The sequence below is a fragment of the Pseudomonas fontis genome (assembly GCF_028656955.1).
GTDB classification, from domain to species: domain Bacteria; phylum Pseudomonadota; class Gammaproteobacteria; order Pseudomonadales; family Pseudomonadaceae; genus Aquipseudomonas; species Aquipseudomonas fontis.
Genome location: NZ_JAMDGY010000011.1, coordinates 45,035 through 62,364 on the forward strand (window position 1 = coordinate 45,035; position 17,330 = coordinate 62,364).

Here is a 17,330-nt window from a genome sequence, read left to right on the forward strand (position 1 = left end):
GTCCGTGCGGTTCACCGGACCCGGCACGTCTCAGTCAAAACTGGGAATAATGTTGGCCTTGTCGATCGAGTCGATCGGCAATAGGAATTCGTTATTGTCCACCTGGACCACAACATCCTGCTCCTCCACACCGCGGAGAAGGCCCTGAAAGTTACGACGACCTTCGAAGGGCGTGCGCAGCTTGATCTTCACTTGTTCACCGGCATGCGAAGCGAACTGTTCGAGTGTGAACAGCGGGCGTTCCATGCCAGGAGAGGACACTTCAAGGGTGTACTCGGAACTGATCGGATCTTCGACATCGAGGACACCACTGATCTGACGACTGACAATTGCGCAGTCATCTACCAGGATTCCATCCTCTTTATCGATATAGATACGCAGTACCGAATGCTTGCCTTGAGAGATGAATTCGATCCCCCAGCATTGATAGCCAAGAGCCTCGACCACCGGGGCCAACAAGGCCTGCAACTGTTCTAGCTTGCTCGACACCTGAACCCCCTCGTGCATGCTATGCAAATAAAAAATGGGCGAAGCGCCCATCCCTGAATACGCCGTTGAATACCGGCGCTGAGAACTGATCAGCTAACAAAAAGCCCCTGAAAAGGGGCTCCGCTGAAACTGGTTGCGGGGGCTGGATTTGAACCAACGACCTTCGGGTTATGAGCCCGACGAGCTACCAGACTGCTCCACCCCGCGACAAAGCTGGGGCGAAAGTATACGACCGAACCCCTTGCAGGGTCAATCTAACCTCCACCTACAAGAAAGCCCGCTGTAGCGGGCTGTCTTGTTTCAATTGGTACCGAGAAGGGGACTCGAACCCCTACACCCTATGGGCACAACCACCTCAAGGTTGCGTGTCTACCAATTCCACCACCTCGGCAATACTACTTTGAAACCCGTGTTACTTTTGCTCTTGAGCCGGAGGAACATCACCAGTGTTAGTGGCTTCGCTCTTCTGCTGTTGGAGCACCGGTACATCATCTGTTGCCGGTTTTTGCTGCTGTACTTCAAGCACTGCTGGATCTGGCAACCCTACCTGAGTCAGCTCGTGAGCTTTCTCTTTAGCAAAGTATCCTAACCCCAGGGCGGTCAAGAAGAAACTGGCGGCAAGTATAGCAGTAAACTTACTAAGAAAGGTAGCAGAACCTTGGCTTCCGAACACAGTATTTGAAGCACCTGCGCCGAAAGATGCACCTGCTTCCGCACCTTTACCTTGTTGCAGCAACACCAGCACTACCAAACCCAGTGCGCCCAACAGGTGAAAAACTACTACGACTTTTTCAAGCATTTTTCAGTTTCCTGCGGCGCGACAAATTGCACCGAATTCGTCTGCGTTCAGGGAAGCTCCACCAATGAGCCCCCCATCGATATCCGGCATGCCGAACAGTTCAGCCGCATTGGCCGCCTTCACGCTGCCGCCGTATAGAAGCCGCACACCTTGCGCGATTTCTGAATTCTCTGCCGCCAACTGCTCACGAATGGCCTTATGCACATCCTGGGCCTGTTGAGGCGTAGCCGTTAGGCCGGTGCCGATGGCCCATACAGGCTCATAAGCAATAACTGCATTGGCAAAGGCTGCAACACCGAAAGCCTCGGTAATGCTGCGCAGTTGACGCCCTACAACTTCAAGCGTCTTGCCAGCTTCGCGCTCCGCAAGGGTCTCCCCGATGCAGAGAATGGGCTGCAGGCCTGTGGCCTGTGCCGCCGCGAACTTCCGATTTAGCACCTCATCACTCTCGCCCAGTAGCTGGCGGCGCTCCGAATGCCCAATCAGTACAAACTCACAACCTGCATCGACTAACTGGCTCGGTGCAATTTCACCGGTCAGTGCGCCTTGCGCAGACTCTATAGCAGAATCCTGAGCGCCTACGGCGATCCGCTTACCCTCAACCCCTTCAATCACTTGATTGATGTACAGGCTGGGTGGGAACACCACGACCTCAATACCGCTCGGCAAGGCCAGATTGCTCAAGCCCTTGATCAGCTCAGCGACGCTGGCGCGGGTACCGTGCATCTTCCAGTTACCAGCAACCATAGGGCGACGCATGCTGTACCTCGTCGGTCAAAGTGGGCGCAGATGTTACCCAACCAAATCATTACTGGCAAGCGCAAATCAAACGCAAACTTCACTTACCAGTTTTGCCAGCGCTTCGGCATGGCTGCGCACCAGACTTTCGTCGTCGCCTTCGACCATAACCCGCACCAGAGGCTCTGTACCGGACTTGCGCAGCAATACCCGACCACGCCCTGCCATCGCCTCGGTCACGCGCTCACACGCCTCCTTGACGGCCGGATGCTCAAGCGGATCAACCTTGCTCGCACCGAAGCGCACATTGATCAGCACCTGCGGGCATTTACGCAACGCCTGACGCGCCTGGGCAAGGTTCTCGCCACGACGCTTGAGCGCCATCAACACCTGCAGGGCGGCGATGATCGCATCGCCCGTAGTGGTGTGGCTGAAGCACACGACGTGACCGGAGTTCTCTCCACCAATCACCCAATCACGCGCCAGCAGCTCGGCCATGACGTAACGGTCGCCGACTTTTGCGCGCACGAAGGGAATCGACAGCTCGTTCAACGCCAACTCAAGACCCAGGTTGCTCATCAAGGTGCCAACTACCCCACCTTGCAGTTTGCCTCGCTCTTCCAGGTCGCGGGCAATGATGAACAGCAGCTCATCACCATCAACGATCGCACCGGTGTGATCGACCATCAGCACGCGGTCGCCGTCGCCGTCAAACGCGATACCCAGGTCTGCATGCCCAACCAGCACGGCAGCCTGAAGCGACTCGATATGGGTCGAACCACAATTGAGGTTGATGTTCAGGCCATCCGGCTGGGCGTTGAGTACCGTTACATCGGCGCCGAGCTCGCGGAACACGCTTGGTGCGACCTTGTAGGTGGCACCATGGGCACAATCGACCACCAGCTTGAGGCCAGCGAAGTCAGTGCTGCTTGGTACGCTGCTTTTGCAGAACTCGATGTAGCGGCCCGCCGCGTCATTGATGCGCGAAACCTTGCCAATCTTGCTCGATTCGACAACGGTCATGGGCTGATCAAGCAGCTCCTCGATCATCAACTCGACTTCATCCGGCAACTTGGTGCCTTGCCCGGAGAAGAACTTGATGCCGTTGTCATCATGCGGGTTGTGCGAGGCGCTGATCACGATGCCTGCGTCGGCATGGAAGGTACGGGTCAGGTAGGCGATAGCCGGTGTAGGCATCGGCCCCAACAGCATCACGTCAGCCCCTGCGGCCGACAGCCCTGCCTCGAGCGCGGACTCGAACATGTACCCGGAGATCCGGGTGTCCTTGCCGACCAGCACACGACAAATGCCCGCCTTGCGGAACGCCATGCCCGCTGCCCAGCCAAGTTTCAGCATGAAGTCCGGAGTAATGGGGAACTCGCCCACACGGCCACGAATACCGTCGGTGCCAAAATATTTTTTGCTCATAAATGCTCCGTCACTCTTATTCGGCGGCTTCTACCGCTGCAATCATCCGCACTACATCGGCGGTTTCAGCCACATCGTGAACACGCAGGATGCTTGCACCCTTGGTCATCGCCAATGCAGCCAACGCCAGACTTCCATACAAACGCTCATCGACCTGACGGTTGAGCGCCTGGCCAATCATACTCTTGCGCGAAACACCCACCAGCAGTGGCCGACCAAGACGCTGCAGAGCCTCCATATGCTTGAACAGGCTGAGGTTGTGCGCCAACGTCTTGGCAAAGCCGAAGCCAGGATCAAGGACAATGCGCTCAGCGCCGATCCCCACGGCAGCACAGGCGGCCATTCGCTCTTCGAGATAGCTCGCCACTTCAGCGGTCACATCGTCGTAATGCGGGTCATTCTGCATGTTGCCCGGCTCACCACGCATGTGCATCAAGCACACCGGCAGCCCCGTGGCGGCAGCTGCATCCAGCGCACCGTCACGACTCAGCGAACGCACATCGTTGATCAACCCTGCACCGAGGCGAGCCGACTCACGAATGACTGCCGGCGTCGACGTATCAACCGAAATGACAACATCCAGCTCAAGATTGATTGCCTCGACAATCGGCGCGACACGCTCAAGCTCTTCCAGTGCCGTGACAACGCGAGCACCAGGTCGGGTTGATTCGCCGCCGATATCGATCAGCGTGGCACCGGCAGCAACCATCGCCTCGGCATGACGCAAGGCTGCATCACGCTGGTTGAAGCGACCGCCATCGGAGAAGGAATCGGGAGTGATATTGAGAATACCCATGACATGGGTACGCGAAAGGTCAAGAACCCGATTGCCGCAAGGCAACCGGGTTGGGTACTGCTGTGAAATCATGTCAGCCCTTAGTGTTGCGCTGCCGGCCCGCCAATCGGGGACTCTGGTCGATCGCCCTGCGCAGTCGGGGTACCCGACTCACCAGTGCCACCATCCCAATCACGCGGCTCACGTGGCTCACGACCCGCCATGATGTCGTCGATCTGCTCGGCATCGATGGTTTCGTACTTCATCAGTGCGTCAGCCATGGCATCGAGCTTGTCGCGATTGTCGGTCAGGATCTGCTTGGCCGTGGCATAGCACTGATCGATGATGCTGCGCACTTCAGAGTCGATCAGTTTGGCGGTTTCTCCCGAAACGCTGGTGTGCTGCGACCCAGCGCTACGACCCAGGAACACTTCGCCTTCTTCCTCGGCATACATCAATGGCCCGAGTTTTTCCGACAACCCCCACTTGGTGACCATGTTCCGGGCAATCTGGCTCGCACGCATGATGTCGTTCGAAGCACCGGTGGTCACACCGTCGAAGCCCAGGGTCATTTCTTCCGCGATACGGCCACCGTACAGCGAGCAGATCTGGCTGATCAGTGCACGCTTGGACAGGCTGTAACGGTCCTCCTCAGGAAGGAACATGGTGACGCCCAGCGCACGACCGCGCGGGATGATCGACACCTTGTAGACCGGATCATGCTCAGGCACGACACGACCGACAATGGCGTGACCCGCCTCGTGATACGCAGTGTTCTGCTTTTCTTTCTCGGACATGACCATGGACTTGCGCTCGGCGCCCATCATGATCTTGTCTTTGGCCAGTTCGAACTCTTTCATCTCGACCACGCGCTTGCCACCACGGGCAGCGAACAGCGAAGCCTCGTTGACCAGGTTCGCCAGGTCTGCACCGGAGAACCCAGGGGTGCCGCGGGCAATGACCGCTGGGTTGACGTTCTCGCCCACCGGCACTTTACGCATGTGCACCTTGAGGATCTGCTCACGACCTCGGATATCCGGCAGCCCAACCACGACCTGGCGGTCGAAACGACCTGGACGCAGCAACGCAGGGTCCAGTACGTCTGGACGGTTGGTCGCGGCGATCACAATGATGCCGTCATTCATCTCGAAGCCATCCATCTCTACCAGCAACTGGTTGAGAGTCTGCTCACGCTCGTCGTGACCACCACCCATGCCGGCGCCACGGTGGCGACCAACGGCGTCGATTTCGTCGATGAAGATGATGCAAGGGGCATGCTTCTTGGCTTGTTCGAACATGTCACGGACACGGCTCGCACCGACGCCCACGAACATTTCCACGAAGTCGGAACCCGAAATAGTGAAGAACGGTACTTTGGCTTCACCAGCAATGGCCTTGGCCAGCAGGGTTTTACCTGTACCCGGTGGACCCACCATCAGCACGCCGCGCGGGATACGGCCGCCCAGGCGCTGGAACTTGCCCGGGTCGCGCAGGAACTCGACGAGTTCGCCCACTTCTTCTTTGGCTTCATCGCAACCTGCGACGTCAGCCAGGGTAGTCTTGACCTGGTCTTCCGAGAGCAGGCGCGCCTTGCTCTTGCCGAAGCTCATCGGGCCACCCTTGCCGCCGGCACCGCCCTGCATCTGCCGCATGAAGAACATGAAGACAGCAATGATCACCAGGATCGGGAAGCTGGCAACCAACAGTTGGGTCCAGATGCTTTGCTGCTCGGGCTGCTTACCTTCAACAACCACGTGGTTGTTAACCAGGTCGCCCATCAGACCATTGTCTTGCACCGCCGGACGGATGGTCTTGAAGCTATCGCCATCACTACGCTTACCGGTGATGACATAGCCATCAATTGCAACGCGCTCGACCTTGCCTTCCTGAACTTGCTGAATGAAGTCGGAATAGTTGAGGGTTTGCGGCTCGTTCGGGCTGGAGAAGTTGTTCATCACTGTCACCAGGACAGCGGCGATGATCAACCACAGGATCAGGTTCTTTGCCATATCGTTCAATTAGCTACCCTCTGAAGCAGGCTGAGGCGCAGCCGTGCCTCGCATGATAATCACCGGCTTAACTTACTACATTACCTACAGGTCTGCAGGCGCCGTCTGTAACCCTTTGTGAAACCTAGACTACACGATGTTCATCCAGGTCAGGCAGGGCATCCGATTGGAAATAGCTATCGGATACCCTGGAAGTTGCCGGCCTGACGCCTTACTCGCCGCGATAACCTCTCGCCAACATGTACTGTTCACGAGAGCGGTCACGCGATGAATCGGGTTTGAGCATCTGAATCTTGTCGAATTTCTTGCGAGCATCCTTCAGATACACATCAAACCCTTCGCCCTGGAAGATCTTGATCACGAAATCACCACCGGGCTTGAGCACCCGGGTTGCCAGATCAAGCGCCAGCTCACACAGGAACATGGCTTTTGGCATATCCACGGCAGGCGTACCACTCATATTGGGGGCCATATCGGAAATCACAAGGTCTACGTGTGATTTACCTACCGCTTCGAGAATCTCGGCCAGCACTTCTTCCCGAGTGAAGTCACCTTGAATAAAGGTAACGTCCGGGATGCTGTCCATCTCAAGGATATCCGAGGCAATCAAACGCCCCTGCCCACCAATCAGACGACTGGTCACCTGCGACCAACCACCCGGCGCAGCGCCCAGATCGATCACGCTCATGCCAGGACGAATCAAACGATACTTTTCCTGGATTTCCAGCAATTTGTAGCTCGCACGCGAGCGATAACCATCCTTTTGCGCCTTTTTGACGTAAGGATCGTTGAAGTGTTCTTTCAGCCAGCCAAGGCTTGTCTTGGAACGCGCCATTGGGCACCTCGATGATAAGGGTCGCGATTAACTGGGCGGATCCACGGGCCCTCGGGTAAAATGGCCGCCATTTTTACAGAATCTAGACAAAGGGTCAGATTATGCCGCTCAATAACGAGCAGAAGAAACAGTACAAATCCATTGGCCACGATCTGAAACCAGTTCTGATTGTGGCAGGTAATGGGCTGACGGAAGGCGTTATCGCCGAACTCGAACGCGCTCTGGCCGATCACGAACTGATCAAGGTCGAAGTTCGTTCGGATGATCGCGAAGAACGTGCAGCGGCAATTGCTGCGTTGTGCAAGGCTGGCCGCGCCGAACTGGTGCAGACCATCGGGAAAAAAGCGCTGATCTATCGCAAGAACCCGCAGCCTAACAAGCAACTGTCGAACATTCACCGCTACAAGTGATGTTCGCGCCGTTCAGTGGCGCGCCCTGCGCGCCCTGCCCGGCACCGGCTGCAGCACCAGCAGCAAACCGGTAAGGCCCAACACCAGGTAGCAGAACAGCTGCCAGCGCAACTGATCCACCACGCTCATTCGCAGCAAGAAATAAACCGCACACGCCAGCACCGCCATCAGCAGCAACTGCCCGCGCATATCCCGCCACAGACTGGCCAGGCCCTGAACCTGAATCAGTACCAGCACCTGCAAGCCACACCCGAAAGCCGCAAAGGCTACCAGCAACGAGGCCACCAGGTTACTGATGTCGTCGATCAGCAGCGGCGCCAGGCCAATTTTGCCCAACACCGGTAGCAGACCAAAATGCAGTATCCACAGGCCACCTACCCAGAGCACCTGGGTCAGTTGCCAGATTACCGCCGCAGCTGCGAAGCTGCGGGGGCGTTCAAATGTGGCTGACTTCGACAATCTCGTACTCGATCACACCGCTTGGCGTCTTGACCGTAACGACATCACCCTCTTCCTTGCCGATCAAGGCACGGGCAATAGGCGAGCCGCTCGACAACTTGCCGGACTTGATGTCCGCCTCGTCCTCACCAACGATCTGGTACTTCACACGCTCGTCGGTTTCTACGTTGGCAATTTCCACGGTGGTACCGAAGATCACCTTGCCGGAATGAGGGATAGTGGTGACGTCAATCACCACGGCGCTCTGCAGGCGACCCTCGATATCACGGATACGCGCCTCAACCATGCCCTGCTGTTCGCGGGCAGCATGGTATTCAGCGTTTTCCTTGAGGTCACCCAGCTCGCGAGCAGTGCCAATATCCTGGCTCAGCTTCGGGCGGACAACCTTGGTCAGGTGGGTCAGTTCTTCTTCCAGGGCGCGAGCGCCCTGAACGGTCATCGGGTACTTGGTCATGCTCATGCTTTGAGTCCTGCATGGAGATCCTGCAAGCGGCGAACAGTCTTTTCAGGACCGAACTTCAGCGCTTCACAGATAGCTTCACCGGCCGCAATGGTAGTGGTGCAGTAGATCTTGTGCTGCAACGCATTGCGGCGAATCGAGTAGGAGTCGGCGATCGACTGGCGGCCTTCGGTGGTGTTGATGATCAGCGACACTTCGTCGTTCTTGATCATGTCGACCACGTGCGGACGACCTTCGGTCACCTTGTTCACGCGACGCACTTTCAGGCCGGCCGCTTCGATGATCTTCGCGGTACCGACAGTAGCAACCACTTCGAAGCCCAGGGCGATCAGGTCGCGAGCGACACCGGCCACCTGTGGCTTGTCGTCGTCACGTACGCTGATGAATGCCGCGCCGCCGGTTGGCAGAACTTCACTGGCGCCCATCTGGGCTTTGGCAAAGGCTTCGCCGAAGCTGTCGCCAACGCCCATCACTTCACCGGTGGATTTCATCTCAGGGCCGAGGATCGGGTCAACCCCTGGGAACTTGGCGAACGGGAAGACGGCTTCCTTGACGCTGTAGAAGTTCGGGATGATTTCCTTGGTGAAACCGATTTCCTTGAGCGTCTTGCCAGCCATGACACGGGCGGCAATCATCGCCAGGGAAGTACCGATGCACTTGGATACGAACGGTACAGTACGCGAGGCGCGCGGGTTGACTTCGATCACGTAGATCTTGTCGCCCTGAAGGGCCAGTTGCACGTTCATCAGGCCAACAACGCCCAGTTCCAGGGCCATCTTCTTGACCTGTTCGCGCACTTCGTCCTGCACATGGGCAGGCAGCGAGTACGGTGGCAGCGAGCACGCGGAGTCACCAGAGTGAACACCCGCTTGCTCAATGTGCTGCATGATTGCGCCGATGACCACGTCAGTACCGTCGCACACCGCATCCACGTCCATTTCGATGGCGCAGTTGAGGAAGTGGTCGAGCAGCACCGGGCTGTCGTTGGACACTTGTACCGCTTCACGCAGGTAGCGCTTGAGCTCGTCCAGTTCGTAGACAATCTCCATGGCACGACCGCCCAGTACGTAGGACGGACGAACTACCAGCGGGTAGCCGATCACGCCAGCGGCGCGGATGGCTTCTTCTTCGCTGCGCACAGTGGCGTTCGGCGGCTGCAGCAGGTTCAGGCGCTGAACCATCTGCTGGAAGCGCTCACGATCTTCGGCACGGTCGATGGAGTCAGGGCTGGTACCGATGATCGGTACACCGGCTTCTTCCAGGGCACGCGCCAGTTTCAGCGGGGTCTGGCCGCCGTAATGGACGATCACGCCTTTTGGCTTCTCGACGCGCACCACTTCCAGCACGTCTTCCAGGGTCAGCGGTTCGAAGTACAGACGATCGGAGGTGTCGTAGTCGGTGGAGACGGTTTCCGGGTTGCAGTTGACCATGATGGTCTCGTAACCGTCTTCACGCAGGGCCAGTGCGGCGTGTACGCAGCAGTAGTCGAACTCGATACCCTGGCCAATACGGTTAGGGCCGCCACCCAGGATCATGATCTTGTCACGGGTCGACGGGTTGGCCTCGCACTCTTCCTCGTAGGTCGAGTACAGGTAAGCGGTGTCGGTCGCGAACTCGGCAGCGCAGGTGTCGACGCGCTTGTACACCGGGAACACTTCCAGCTTGTGGCGGTGACGGCGCAGGTTCTTGTCGGTAATACCCAGCAGCTTGGCCAGACGCTGGTCAGAGAAACCTTTGCGCTTAAGGCGCAGCATCATGTCCTTGTCGATCGCGGACAGAGCGAGGGTCTTGACCTTCTCCTCATCCTTGATCAGGTCTTCCATCTGTACCAGGAACCAACGGTCGATCATGGTCAGGTCGAAGATTTCGTCAACGCTCATGCCCGAGCGCATGGCGTCAGCCACGTACCAGATACGCTCGGCGCCCGGCACGGTCAATTCGCGCTTGAGGATACCGGCAGCTTCCGGGGAGGCCAGGTCGACCTTAGGATCAAGACCGCTAACACCCACTTCCAGACCGCGCAGCGCTTTCTGCAGGGACTCCTGGAAAGTACGGCCGATGGCCATGACTTCACCTACAGATTTCATCTGGGTGGTCAGGCGAGCGTCGGCCTTCGGGAATTTCTCGAAGGCAAAGCGCGGCAGTTTGGTGACGACGTAGTCGATCGACGGCTCGAAGGAGGCCGGGGTACGACCGCCAGTGATGTCGTTCTGCAGCTCGTCGAGGGTGTAGCCGATTGCCAGCTTGGCGGCGATCTTGGCGATCGGGAAACCGGTCGCTTTCGATGCCAGGGCCGAGGAACGCGACACACGCGGGTTCATCTCGATCACGACCATGCGGCCGGTGTCCGGGCAAATACCGAACTGAACGTTGGAACCGCCAGTTTCTACACCGATTTCACGCAGCACCGCCAAAGAGGCGTTGCGCATGATCTGGTATTCCTTGTCGGTCAGGGTCTGCGCAGGCGCAACGGTGATCGAGTCACCGGTGTGCACGCCCATCGGATCGAAGTTCTCGATGGAGCAGACGATGATGCAGTTGTCCTTTTTGTCGCGGACCACTTCCATCTCGTATTCTTTCCAGCCGATCAGCGATTCGTCGATCAGCAGCTCTTTGGTCGGCGACAGGTCCAGACCACGGGCGCAGATTTCTTCGAATTCTTCACGGTTGTAGGCAATGCCGCCACCGGTGCCGCCCATGGTGAAGGACGGACGGATGATGCACGGGAAGCCCAGCTTCTCGAGGACCGCATTGGCCTCTTCCATGCTGTGGGCGATACCGGAACGCGGGCAGTCGAGGCCGATGGACTTCATGGCCTTGTCGAAACGCGAACGGTCTTCAGCTTTGTCGATGGTGTCGGCGTTGGCACCGATCATTTCCACACCGAACTTCTCCAGAACGCCTTCGCGCTCCAGGTCCAGCGCGCAGTTCAGCGCGGTCTGGCCACCCATGGTCGGCAGCAGCGCGTCCGGGCGCTCCTTCTCGATGATCTTGGCTACCGTCTGCCATTTGATCGGCTCGATGTAGGTGGCGTCGGCCATGGCCGGGTCGGTCATGATGGTGGCCGGGTTGGAGTTCACCAGGATGACGCGGTAACCCTCTTCGCGCAGTGCCTTGCAGGCCTGGGCGCCGGAGTAGTCGAATTCGCAAGCCTGGCCGATCACGATCGGGCCAGCGCCGAGAATCAGGATGCTTTTAATGTCTGTACGTTTTGGCATGGGTTGTCACTCAAATCCGCAGGTCAGTCGGCAAGCCGTCTTGAACATTCTTGGTCGGGCGCCTGAACACGGGGCAAGCCGGTTCAGGGCCTTATCGCTAGTTGCTCAGCGGCGCTTGGCCATGGCATCGATGAAACGGTCGAACAGTGGCGCGACGTCGGTCGGGCCAGGGCTCGCTTCAGGGTGGCCCTGGAAGCTGAACGCGCTCTTGTCGGTGCGTTCGATACCCTGCAGGGTGCCGTCGAACAGCGACTTGTGGATAGCGCGCACGTTGCTCGGCAACGTTGCCTCATCTACCGCGAAACCGTGGTTCTGGCTGGTGATCATCACGACGCCGGTGTCCAGGTCCTGGACCGGGTGGTTGGCACCATGGTGGCCATGACCCATCTTGACGGTCTTGGCACCGGAAGCCAGGGCCAACAGTTGGTGACCCAGGCAGATACCGAATACCGGCACCTCGGTTTCGAGCACGTCACGGATCGCCTGGATGGCGTAGTCGCACGGCTCAGGATCGCCAGGACCGTTGGACAGGAACACGCCATCCGGGTTCAGCGCGAGCACTTCGCTGGCCGGGGTTTGCGCCGGCACGACGGTCACGCGGCAACCGCGCTCGACCAGCATGCGCAGGATGTTCAGCTTGACGCCGTAGTCGTAGGCAACCACGTGGTAAGGCAGCTCGGAAGCCTCGATGGTCGGGTGACTGTCGGTCTTCAGGTTCCACACACTGGAGCGCCACTCGTAGCGGCTCTTGGTGCTGACCACTTTGGCCAGGTCCATGCCCTTCAGGCCCGGGAAGCCGCGCGCTGCCGCGATGGCCGCTTCTTCAGTGATATTGTCGCCAGCCAGGATGCAGCCGTTCTGCGCGCCCTTCTCACGCAGGATGCGGGTCAGGCGGCGGGTGTCGATACCTGCAATGGCCACAACATTGTTGGCTTTCAGGTAGTCAGACAGCGACATCGTGTTACGCCAGTTACTGGCGATCAGCGGCAGGTCACGGATAACCAGGCCCGCCGACCAGACGCGGTCGGACTCGGCGTCTTCCGGCGTAGTGCCGGTGTTGCCGATGTGCGGATAGGTCAGGGTAACGATCTGCTGGGAATAAGAAGGGTCAGTCAGGATTTCCTGATAGCCGGTCATTGCGGTGTTAAACACCACCTCACCAACGGTTTGACCGTCGGCTCCAATAGCCTCACCGCGAAAAATGCTGCCATCGGCAAGGGCGAGTATGGCTGGCTTAGTCAAGAAGACCTCCCAAAAATAAAGCCTGAAGGGGCGATCGCAGGTTGCAAAAAAGCGGAATGACGTATAGACACGTCACCCCGCTTTCTTCGTCGAATTATCTGCGCGCTTTTAGTGGACACACTAAAGCTGTAGCTTACAGAAAAAGGCTTTTTTGGTCTACCACTGAAGTGCCTGAAAGGCATGGGAATGCGACAGAGCGCAGTGCGGGGCCAGGACGGCCTCAGAAAACATTCATGACTGCGAGACAGCCAATTGTCGGCAATGCCGGCTCCCACGCGGAAGAAGAGGCTGTCAAGGCAGCCTCTCTTCATGGGCATCAACGCAGGTCGAGAACGTCCTGCATGTCGTACAGGCCAGGCTCACGCCCGTCCAGCCACAGTGCGGCACGCACCGCGCCCTTGGCGAAGGTCATGCGGCTGGAAGCCTTGTGGGTGATCTCGACACGCTCACCATCAGCAGCAAACAGCACGGTGTGGTCACCCACCACGTCACCCGCTCGCACCGTGGCAAAGCCGATCGTCTGGCGATCACGCGCACCGGTCTGGCCTTCACGGCCATAGACCGCGACTTCCTGCAGGTCGCGACCCAACGCCTGGGCAACCACTTCACCCATGCGCAGGGCAGTGCCCGACGGCGCATCGACCTTGTGACGGTGGTGGGCCTCGATGATCTCGATATCCACCTCGTCACCCAGCACGCGCGCAGCGGTATCCAGCAGCTTCAGGCAGAGGTTGACACCAACACTGAAGTTCGCCGCAAAGACGATCGGGATTTCCTTGCCCGCCTCGGCCAGCAACTGCTTCTCTTCAGGGCTGAACCCGGTCGTACCGATGATCATGGCCTTGCCAGCCTTGCGGCAGAACGCCAGGTTCTTCAGGGTTACCGACGGATGGGTGAAGTCGATCAGCACATCGAACTCATCCGCCACCTTCGCCACGTCACCGGACAATGGCACACCGATCCGCCCCAACGCCGCCAATTCGCCCGCATCAGCGCCCACCAGCGTGCTGTCGGGGCGATCCACGGCAGCCGTCAGGCCGGCGCCCGGAGTTTGCTGCACGGCTTCGATCAGGGTCTTGCCCATCCGCCCTGCCGCGCCCATTACCGCTATACGTCGCATGCCTTATTCCTTCTTACAGATCGCCGAAAAAGCGCTTTACGCCTTCAAACCAGCCACTGGCCTTGGGCGAGTGGGAGCTGTCACTGTCCAGCGAAGTGCGCAGCTCTTCGAGCAGTTCGCGCTGACGACGGCTGAGGTTGACCGGGGTTTCAACCGCCACCCGGCACATCAGGTCGCCCGCACCGCCGCCACGTACCGGGGCAACACCCTTGCCACGCAGACGGAACTGCTTGCCGGTCTGAGTCCCCTCAGGGATCTTCAGCTTGACCCGACCATCCAGGGTCGGCACTTCCAACTCGCCGCCCAGCGCCGCATCGGTGTAGCTGATCGGCACTTCGCAATACAGGTGCTTGCCGTCACGCTGGAAGATCGCGTGCTCACGCACATTGATCACCACGTACAGGTCGCCAGTCGGACCGCCCATGGCGCCCGCCTCGCCTTCACCCGACAGGCGAATGCGATCACCGGTATCCACGCCTGCTGGCACCTTGACCGAAAGGGTCTTGTACTCTTCGACACGACCTTCGCCATGGCACGAGGTGCATGGGTCGGTAATGATCTTGCCCTGCCCCTGGCAGCGCGGGCAGGTTTGCTGCACGGAGAAGAAGCCTTGCTGCATGCGGACCTGGCCGATACCGCCACAGGTCGGGCACGTCGATGCCGACGAACCTTTCTTGGCACCGGAGCCATCACACGGCGAGCAGTTGACCAATGTCGGCACACGGATATTGACCGTGGTCCCGCGCACCGCTTCTTCCAGGTTCAGTTCCAGCGTGTAACGCAGGTCGCTGCCACGCTGGGCGCCACCGCGACCACCGCCACGACCGCCACCGAAGAAGTCGCTGAACACATCGCCGAAGATGTCGGAGAAGTTCGCACCGCCGAAGCCAGCACCACCGCCACCCATGCTTGGGTCGACGCCGGCATGACCGTATTGGTCATAGGCTGCACGCTTGCTGGCATCGGAGAGTACTTCGTAGGCCTCGTTGGCCTCCTTGAATTTCTCTTCCGACTCCTTGTCATCAGGATTACGGTCCGGGTGGTGCTTCATCGCCAGGCGGCGATAGGCCTTCTTCAGGTCGGCCTCGCTCGAGCCACGCTCGACACCTAGAACCTCGTAATAGTCACGCTTTGCCATAAGTCTTTGCACTCTTGAGGACGTTCGGCAAACCTCTGCGCATGTAGCGCTGTGCCGCCAGCACCTGAGCCTTGTCAAATGCTGTAAAAATTCGGGTATTCCAGACACGCCAACGCGGGAGCAAGCTCCCGCGCGGCGACATCCTACCAGTCACCGCTTGATAGCAGTCAACCGGCCGACAACCAGCAATTGCTTACTTGTTGTCTTTTACTTCTTCGAACTCGGCGTCGACGACATCGTCGTGCTTGGCCGGCTCTTCAGCAGCCTGGGCACCCGCTTGCGGTTGCTCGGCCTGCTCGGCGTACATCTTCTGCGCAACAGGTGCGGAGACCTTGGACAACTCTTCGACTTTAGCGTCGATGGCAGCCTTGTCGTCGCCTTTGACAGCGGTTTCCAGGGCAACCACGGCCGCTTCGATCGCGGTTTTCTCTTCGGCAGTCACTTTGTCGCCAGCGTCCGCGACCATCTTGCGGGTCGAGTGAACCAGTGCATCACCCTGGTTACGGGCTGCGGCCAGCTCTTCGAACTTGCGGTCTTCCTCGGCATTGGCCTCGGCATCACGCACCATGCGCTCGATTTCTTCGTCCGACAGGCCGGAGTTGGCCTTGATCACGATCGACTGGGTCTTGCCGGTAGCCTTGTCTTTCGCACCTACGTGCAGAATGCCGTTAGCGTCGATGTCGAAGGTGACTTCGATTTGCGGCACACCACGTGGAGCAGGTGGAATGTCGGCCAGATCGAACTTGCCCAGCGACTTGTTCTGTGCAGCTTGCTTACGCTCGCCCTGCAGGACGTGAATGGTCACGGCGCCCTGGTTGTCATCAGCCGTCGAGAACACCTGCGACTTCTTGGTCGGGATGGTGGTGTTCTTCTCGATCAGCGCGGTCATCACGCCACCCATGGTTTCGATACCCAGGGTCAGCGGGCTGACGTCCAGCAGCAGCACGTCTTTCACGTCACCGGCCAGAACGGCACCCTGAATCGCGGCACCCATGGCAACAGCTTCGTCAGGGTTGACATCTTTACGCGCTTCTTTACCGAAGAAATCGGTAACAGCCTTCTGCACCAGCGGCATACGGGTCTGGCCACCGACCAGGATCACGTCGTCGATCTTGCTGACGTCGATACCCGAGTCTTTCAAGGCAATGCGGCAAGGTTCGATGGTGCGCTGAACCAGGTCTTCGACCAGCGACTCCAGCTTGGCGCGGGAGATCTTCACGTTCAGGTGCTTAGGACCGGTGGCATCTGCAGTGATGTACGGCAGGTTGACGTCGGTCATCTGGCTCGAAGACAGCTCGATCTTGGCCTTTTCAGCGGCTTCTTTCAGACGCTGCATTGCCAGCGGGTCACCCTTGAGGTTCATGCCGCTTTCTTTCTTGAACTCTTCGACGAGGTAGTCGATCAGGCGGATGTCGAAGTCCTCACCACCGAGGAAGGTGTCACCGTTGGTGGCCAACACTTCAAACTGGTGCTCGCCATCGACTTCGGCGATTTCGATCACGGAAACGTCGAAGGTACCGCCACCCAGGTCGTACACGATCACGGTGTGATCGCCCTTGGCCTTGTCCATACCGTAAGCCAGTGCGGCTGCGGTCGGTTCGTTGATGATACGCTTGACGTCCAGACCGGCAATACGACCGGCGTCTTTGGTGGCCTGACGCTGGCTGTCGTTGAAGTAGGCAGGCACGGTGATGACCGCTTCAGTCACTGCCTCGCCGAGGTAATCTTCGGCGGTTTTCTTCATTTTCTTGAGGATTTCAGCCGAGATTTGTGGCGGTGCCATTTTCTGGCCGTTCACCTCAACCCAAGCGTCGCCGTTGTCAGCCTTGGCGATCTTGTACGGAACCATCTGGATGTCTTTTTGAACGACATCTTCTTCAAAACGACGACCGATCAGACGCTTTACTGCGTACAGGGTGTTGTGCGGGTTGGTCACAGCCTGGCGTTTTGCCGACTGACCAACCAGGATTTCGCCGTCGTTGGCGTAAGCAATGATCGAAGGAGTGGTACGAGCGCCTTCGGCGTTCTCGATAACCTTGACGTTGCCGTTTTCCAGAATGGAGACGCAGGAGTTGGTGGTCCCCAGGTCGATACCAATGATTTTGCCCATGTTAACTCTCCCGAAACTTTGGATTTGGTTGCCGCAGCGGTGGTTGCCAACTGCGGTAGCACTTAAACGCTTGACACCTAGATGGGGGCCGCCCAGCTAA

15 protein-coding genes and 2 tRNA genes are annotated in these 17,330 nt (G+C 58.5%); 1 reads left to right on the forward strand and 16 read right to left on the reverse strand.

The features are described from left to right. Positions 1-30: 30 nt before the first annotated feature. The 9 genes from rimP to rlmE form a co-directional block, all read right to left on the reverse strand. Positions 31-489 (reverse strand): ribosome maturation factor RimP, encoded by a 459-nt coding sequence (rimP, locus tag M5G11_RS03245; protein ID WP_045200046.1) that lies wholly within the window; start codon positions 487-489, stop codon positions 31-33. 130 nt (positions 490-619) lie between these two features. Beyond that, positions 620-696 (reverse strand) — tRNA-Met (locus M5G11_RS03250). Positions 697-794: 98 nt separating this feature from the next. Continuing rightward, a tRNA-Leu gene (locus tag M5G11_RS03255) sits at positions 795-880 on the reverse strand. A 21-nt stretch (positions 881-901) separates the two neighbouring features. Then, positions 902-1,288, reverse strand: a complete 387-nt coding sequence (gene secG, locus M5G11_RS03260) for a preprotein translocase subunit SecG (RefSeq protein ID WP_273909648.1) — start codon at positions 1,286-1,288, stop codon at positions 902-904. A gap of 3 nt (positions 1,289-1,291) precedes the next feature. Then, positions 1,292-2,047, reverse strand: coding sequence for a triose-phosphate isomerase (gene tpiA, locus M5G11_RS03265; RefSeq protein WP_273909647.1), 756 nt, complete (start codon positions 2,045-2,047; stop codon positions 1,292-1,294). 66 nt (positions 2,048-2,113) lie between these two features. Then, positions 2,114-3,454 carry a phosphoglucosamine mutase gene (glmM, locus tag M5G11_RS03270; protein ID WP_273909646.1) on the reverse strand — a complete coding sequence of 447 codons (1,341 nt, stop codon included), beginning with the start codon at positions 3,452-3,454 and terminating at the stop codon, positions 2,114-2,116. Between the two features lie 16 nt (positions 3,455-3,470). After that, complete coding sequence (gene folP, locus M5G11_RS03275; protein WP_273909645.1) at positions 3,471-4,322, reverse strand: dihydropteroate synthase; 852 nt, start codon at positions 4,320-4,322, stop codon at positions 3,471-3,473. Positions 4,323-4,330: 8 nt separating this feature from the next. Then, positions 4,331-6,238, reverse strand: coding sequence for an ATP-dependent zinc metalloprotease FtsH (ftsH, locus tag M5G11_RS03280; protein WP_273909689.1), 1,908 nt, complete (start codon positions 6,236-6,238; stop codon positions 4,331-4,333). A gap of 211 nt (positions 6,239-6,449) precedes the next feature. Beyond that, positions 6,450-7,073, reverse strand: coding sequence for a 23S rRNA (uridine(2552)-2'-O)-methyltransferase RlmE (gene rlmE, locus M5G11_RS03285; protein WP_273909644.1), 624 nt, complete (start codon positions 7,071-7,073; stop codon positions 6,450-6,452). A 101-nt stretch (positions 7,074-7,174) separates the two neighbouring features. Here rlmE and yhbY point away from each other — a divergent pair, with 101 nt between their 5' ends. Beyond that, entirely contained in the window at positions 7,175-7,483 is a 309-nt protein-coding gene (gene yhbY, locus M5G11_RS03290) for a ribosome assembly RNA-binding protein YhbY (protein WP_273909643.1), read from the forward strand. Positions 7,484-7,495: 12 nt separating this feature from the next. On the opposite strand, the gene M5G11_RS03295 is transcribed toward yhbY, so the two are convergent. The 7 genes from M5G11_RS03295 to dnaK form a co-directional block, all read right to left on the reverse strand. Continuing rightward, positions 7,496-7,942, reverse strand: coding sequence for an MFS transporter (locus M5G11_RS03295; RefSeq protein ID WP_273909642.1), 447 nt, complete (start codon positions 7,940-7,942; stop codon positions 7,496-7,498). Further along, a complete protein-coding gene (gene greA / locus M5G11_RS03300) occupies positions 7,920-8,396 on the reverse strand; it encodes a transcription elongation factor GreA (RefSeq protein ID WP_273909688.1) in 477 nt (158 codons plus the stop codon). The genes M5G11_RS03295 and greA overlap by 23 nt, the downstream gene beginning before the upstream one ends. Positions 8,397-8,398: 2 nt before the next feature. After that, entirely contained in the window at positions 8,399-11,620 is a 3,222-nt protein-coding gene (gene carB, locus M5G11_RS03305; RefSeq protein ID WP_273909641.1) for a carbamoyl-phosphate synthase large subunit, read from the reverse strand. A gap of 105 nt (positions 11,621-11,725) precedes the next feature. Next, on the reverse strand, positions 11,726-12,862 hold the full coding sequence (carA, locus tag M5G11_RS03310; protein ID WP_273909640.1) for a glutamine-hydrolyzing carbamoyl-phosphate synthase small subunit: 1,137 nt from the start codon (positions 12,860-12,862) through the stop codon (positions 11,726-11,728). Between the two features lie 316 nt (positions 12,863-13,178). Continuing rightward, the gene (dapB, locus tag M5G11_RS03315) at positions 13,179-13,982 is read right to left on the reverse strand and encodes a 4-hydroxy-tetrahydrodipicolinate reductase (protein ID WP_273909639.1); all 804 of its coding nucleotides are present in this window, start codon (positions 13,980-13,982) and stop codon (positions 13,179-13,181) included. A 13-nt stretch (positions 13,983-13,995) separates the two neighbouring features. After that, complete coding sequence (dnaJ, locus tag M5G11_RS03320) at positions 13,996-15,120, reverse strand: molecular chaperone DnaJ (protein ID WP_273909638.1); 1,125 nt, start codon at positions 15,118-15,120, stop codon at positions 13,996-13,998. A 193-nt stretch (positions 15,121-15,313) separates the two neighbouring features. After that, positions 15,314-17,230 carry a molecular chaperone DnaK gene (gene dnaK, locus M5G11_RS03325; RefSeq protein ID WP_273909637.1) on the reverse strand — a complete coding sequence of 639 codons (1,917 nt, stop codon included), beginning with the start codon at positions 17,228-17,230 and terminating at the stop codon, positions 15,314-15,316. Positions 17,231-17,330: the final 100 nt, after the last annotated feature.

What these genes read in the sequence shown, in the direction of transcription:
- glmM (WP_273909646.1), bottom strand. Translation starts at nt 3,454, where the DNA reads ATGAGCAAAAAATATTTTGGCACCGACGGTATTCGTGGCCGTGTGGGC.
- greA (WP_273909688.1), bottom strand. Translation starts at nt 8,396, where the DNA reads ATGACCAAGTACCCGATGACCGTTCAGGGCGCTCGCGCCCTGGAAGAA.
- tpiA (WP_273909647.1), bottom strand. Translation starts at nt 2,047, where the DNA reads ATGCGTCGCCCTATGGTTGCTGGTAACTGGAAGATGCACGGTACCCGC.
- rlmE (WP_273909644.1), bottom strand. Translation starts at nt 7,073, where the DNA reads ATGGCGCGTTCCAAGACAAGCCTTGGCTGGCTGAAAGAACACTTCAAC.
- secG (WP_273909648.1), bottom strand. Translation starts at nt 1,288, where the DNA reads ATGCTTGAAAAAGTCGTAGTAGTTTTTCACCTGTTGGGCGCACTGGGT.
- yhbY (WP_273909643.1), top strand. Translation starts at nt 7,175, where the DNA reads ATGCCGCTCAATAACGAGCAGAAGAAACAGTACAAATCCATTGGCCAC.
- folP (WP_273909645.1), bottom strand. Translation starts at nt 4,322, where the DNA reads ATGATTTCACAGCAGTACCCAACCCGGTTGCCTTGCGGCAATCGGGTT.
- ftsH (WP_273909689.1), bottom strand. Translation starts at nt 6,238, where the DNA reads ATGGCAAAGAACCTGATCCTGTGGTTGATCATCGCCGCTGTCCTGGTG.
- dnaK (WP_273909637.1), bottom strand. Translation starts at nt 17,230, where the DNA reads ATGGGCAAAATCATTGGTATCGACCTGGGGACCACCAACTCCTGCGTC.
- dapB (WP_273909639.1), bottom strand. Translation starts at nt 13,982, where the DNA reads ATGCGACGTATAGCGGTAATGGGCGCGGCAGGGCGGATGGGCAAGACC.
- dnaJ (WP_273909638.1), bottom strand. Translation starts at nt 15,120, where the DNA reads ATGGCAAAGCGTGACTATTACGAGGTTCTAGGTGTCGAGCGTGGCTCG.
- carB (WP_273909641.1), bottom strand. Translation starts at nt 11,620, where the DNA reads ATGCCAAAACGTACAGACATTAAAAGCATCCTGATTCTCGGCGCTGGC.